This is a genomic window from Marinomonas arctica, assembly GCF_003259225.1.
Taxonomy (GTDB): domain Bacteria; phylum Pseudomonadota; class Gammaproteobacteria; order Pseudomonadales; family Marinomonadaceae; genus Marinomonas; species Marinomonas arctica.
This window is the reverse complement of the sequence record NZ_QHJF01000061.1, coordinates 1-3,135: the sequence shown is the minus strand read 5'-3', so window position 1 is coordinate 3,135 and position 3,135 is coordinate 1. Positions and strand designations below refer to the sequence as shown.

General features: G+C 36.4%; 4 protein-coding genes. 2 read left to right on the top strand and 2 right to left on the bottom strand.

Annotated elements, in window-relative coordinates; translation table 11 throughout:
* Positions 1 to 352 (bottom strand): transposase (locus tag DK187_RS20760; RefSeq protein ID WP_111609203.1); only part of this gene is annotated, 352 nt, incomplete at its 3' end.
* 345 nt (positions 353 to 697) lie between these two features.
* Here DK187_RS20760 and DK187_RS20755 point away from each other — a divergent pair.
* Both DK187_RS20755 and DK187_RS20750 read left to right on the top strand, forming a co-directional pair.
* Positions 698 to 1,441 (top strand): class I SAM-dependent DNA methyltransferase, encoded by a 744-nt coding sequence (locus DK187_RS20755; RefSeq protein ID WP_162623579.1) that lies wholly within the window; start codon positions 698 to 700, stop codon positions 1,439 to 1,441.
* A complete protein-coding gene (locus DK187_RS20750; protein WP_111609201.1) occupies positions 1,438 to 2,025 on the top strand; it encodes a hypothetical protein in 588 nt (195 codons plus the stop codon). The genes DK187_RS20755 and DK187_RS20750 overlap by 4 nt, the downstream gene beginning before the upstream one ends.
* Here DK187_RS20750 and DK187_RS20745 read toward each other — a convergent pair.
* On the bottom strand, positions 2,015 to 2,869 hold the full coding sequence (locus tag DK187_RS20745; RefSeq protein ID WP_162623578.1) for a LysR family transcriptional regulator: 855 nt from the start codon (positions 2,867 to 2,869) through the stop codon (positions 2,015 to 2,017). The genes DK187_RS20750 and DK187_RS20745 overlap by 11 nt on opposite strands.
* Between the last annotated feature and the right edge of the window lie 266 nt (positions 2,870 to 3,135).

The window sequence follows — 3,135 nt, the reverse complement described above, 5'->3', positions numbered from 1 at the left end:
GGCAGATAAAAAAGTATTCCTCAGCACTGATGACACAAGATTTAAATCGCCCTTCCCACAATGTGCCGGTTCTTTGGTAGGTGTAGTTGAAATAACGGACATAGCGGCGTCCCAGTGCTTGCATCATCTTCGAGATACCGCCCTCGGTCATTGGCGTTGCAAGTAAATGTACGTGATTGGTCATAAAGACCCATGCATGCACTTTAACGTCAAACTCTTGGGCGTATTCCGTTAGCCAATGCGCATAAGCAATGAAGTCATCTTCACTGGCAAAACACACTTGGCGGTTGTTGCCACGTTGGATAATGTGTTGCGGGATGCCAATCGGACAAAGTCGTGGAAGCCTCGCCATATTTCACTCCTTTGAAATAAGCTTTACTGAAAAAACGCTGATACGAACATCCTGTTCATAAATATCAGACTAGCCGATATCTTAGGGTAAACACTTATTGAGTCAACCAAGCGACCAGTTTTCTATTTTCATCTGACCCTGAGGTATCCCCACAAATTTCAGGAAGAGCTAACTGAGCTCGGCCAAGAAAACGATATGAGATATTAATGAAAAATACTTACGTCGTCATTTTTAGTATATGGAAAAATCATTTTTCGTTTTTATCAATTTTAATTATCATATAAAAGTAATATGATTTGGCAGCGTGTTTTATGGAAGATAACTTAATAAATAAGGGAGTATATAGTGAAAAATTTCTCTAATAAAATAGAAGAATATTATGATAATTTAGCTTACTCTTATGACGATTATTATAGAGATAACATAAGTCTTGCGGAGGATTTTCTTATTAAGAAAAGTCTATTAAATTTTATTGAGCCTGATAGTAATGTATTAGATTGTGGATGTGGGACAGGTCTAGCTAAGGCAATGCTTTCAAAAATATCTTGTAATTATACTGGCATAGATTTATCAAGCAAAATGTTGGAGGTTGCAAAGAAAAAACATCCAAGTGGAAATTTTATTCATGGTGATATTACCAACATGGAATATTTGAATAGTGGCTGTTATGATAATATTATTTCTCTCAATGGATCATTCTCTCATGTGATTAATTATAATGATGCAATAAATGAGTTTATGAGGCTACTAAAGCCTGGAGGAAATTTGTTTTTGATGGTTTATTCACGATATTCGATTAAAAGAGTTCTAAACGGAAAATTCTTGAGAACTATAGACAATTATAATATTAGAAATAGTTCAATATCAGGAGGGACAACCTCTCCTGCCTTTTTTTGGTCTATCAGTTCACTTAAAAGAGAGTTTTGTTCTTTCAGGAATGTTAACGTTAAAGGGTTGAATATTACTGCTGATGTGTTTAAAAAAAGTGGGGACTTAAATAGTGCTATCTCTATTTTAGAGAAAGAGATGAAGCTCCCTCTATTTTTTCAAAACTTATCTCATGCACTTATTATAAAGGCTAAAAAATGAAAGAGCTCATTGTATTTTTAAGTTTTTTTCAATATGTTCCTTATTTTATCTCTTTGTATCGAGGGCTGTCGTTGCCATCGGTTAGCGGCTGGTTTTGCTTTGCCATGTCTCTCCTCGTCACTATGTTTGCATCTCTATCTTTGGGTAGCTACAGCATACTTATTGCCTGTGGGTTAAGTTTTTTGTGCCAAGTATCGATTATTGTTGTAGGCCTTATGAGAGGTGTAGCATTAAAGCCAGATAGAATAGAGCAGTCTATTTTGTGCTTCGTATGCTTAAGTGTTTTATTGTGGTTTTTTACTGGGCAGGCATCTTTAGCTATCTACTTGAATATTCTGGTTGATGTCTTGGGAACTGTGATGATCTTAAAAAAGTTAAGCCGTCTTCCTGCAACAGAATCACCGTCAACTTGGTTGATCGGTACGCTATGCTCAGGGCTTGCTGTTTGGTATTTCTATGCAGAAAGCGGCGCTAGTTACTACTACCTTATAACGGTATTTTTATCCAACTTATCGATCTTCTTGTTGGTTTTATTACAAGAGATACGCATTCGAATGAAAGCAAGAGATAAAGTTACAAATTAGATTGAATAAAATTTAGTAGGTTAGATATATTATCGCTGTTTTTGACAGATTTTGGATAAACAAAGTAATAAGAGGATCCAGTAAATAATGAAACATCGCAAAGTTTGATCAATTTTCCACTAATCAACTCATTTTTAATCATCTGTTCATCAACTAGCGCAATACCAAGGCCTTTCTGGGCAGCACTAATTGCAAGATCCATCGTGTCAAATATATGCTCTTTATTTGTGTTAGACCTTATATAATCAGGAAAAAGTACAAACCATCTCGACCAATCTGTTTTATCTGGGGAAGGATGGATGACGTTGTATGCCTGTCCAGCATGATAGCTGTCTAACACATCGGGTGTGCAAACTGGTACTAAATGTTCTTCGAGCAGTTTTATCGACTCCCAGTGTGAAGGAAAAATGCCACTGCCATATTGAATAGCACAATTATAAGGCTCTCGAGTGAAATCGATTAGTTCAGTATCCATCCACATGCTGACGTTTTCGATAGGTGTATCACAAGAGGATAAGGCGTCCGCAAGAATCCTGATATAGAAACTGGATGGTGTCTTGATTTTTATGGTACTTTTTCTTGATTTTATCTCATCGCAAATCAAATAAACTTCTTGAAATGGGCCTCGAACTTTTTCTGAGAGCTTTATGCCTGTACTCGTCAAAAATAGTTTAGGACCATTGTGATTAAACAGAGCCGCATCAAAATAACTTTCCAGTTTACTGATGTGTTTACTTACCGCGCTAGGAGTCAAAAACAATTCAGAAGCAGCGGCACTTATGGAACCCAGCCTAGCCACAGATTCAAAAACACGTAGAGAATTAAGTGGCGTATTCCGAGACATAAGTGGGTATCCTTCTGTATTACTCTTATTCATTTTTATAAATTGCAATTTATATGTTGTAAAACGACTTAGCGATAAAATATATCACTAATGCTTCTTATTGAACAATAAACAAGGAATCAATAGGTAAATTGGGGGCATATGAAAATTTAATCTCGTTAGCTTCTCAATCTCTTCTTTAAAACGTTCGTTTCCCAGCGCCATATCTGAATGCGTAGCAGATCGAATTCGTCCGAGTTCTTCTTCTGGGATGTGGTATTTGAATA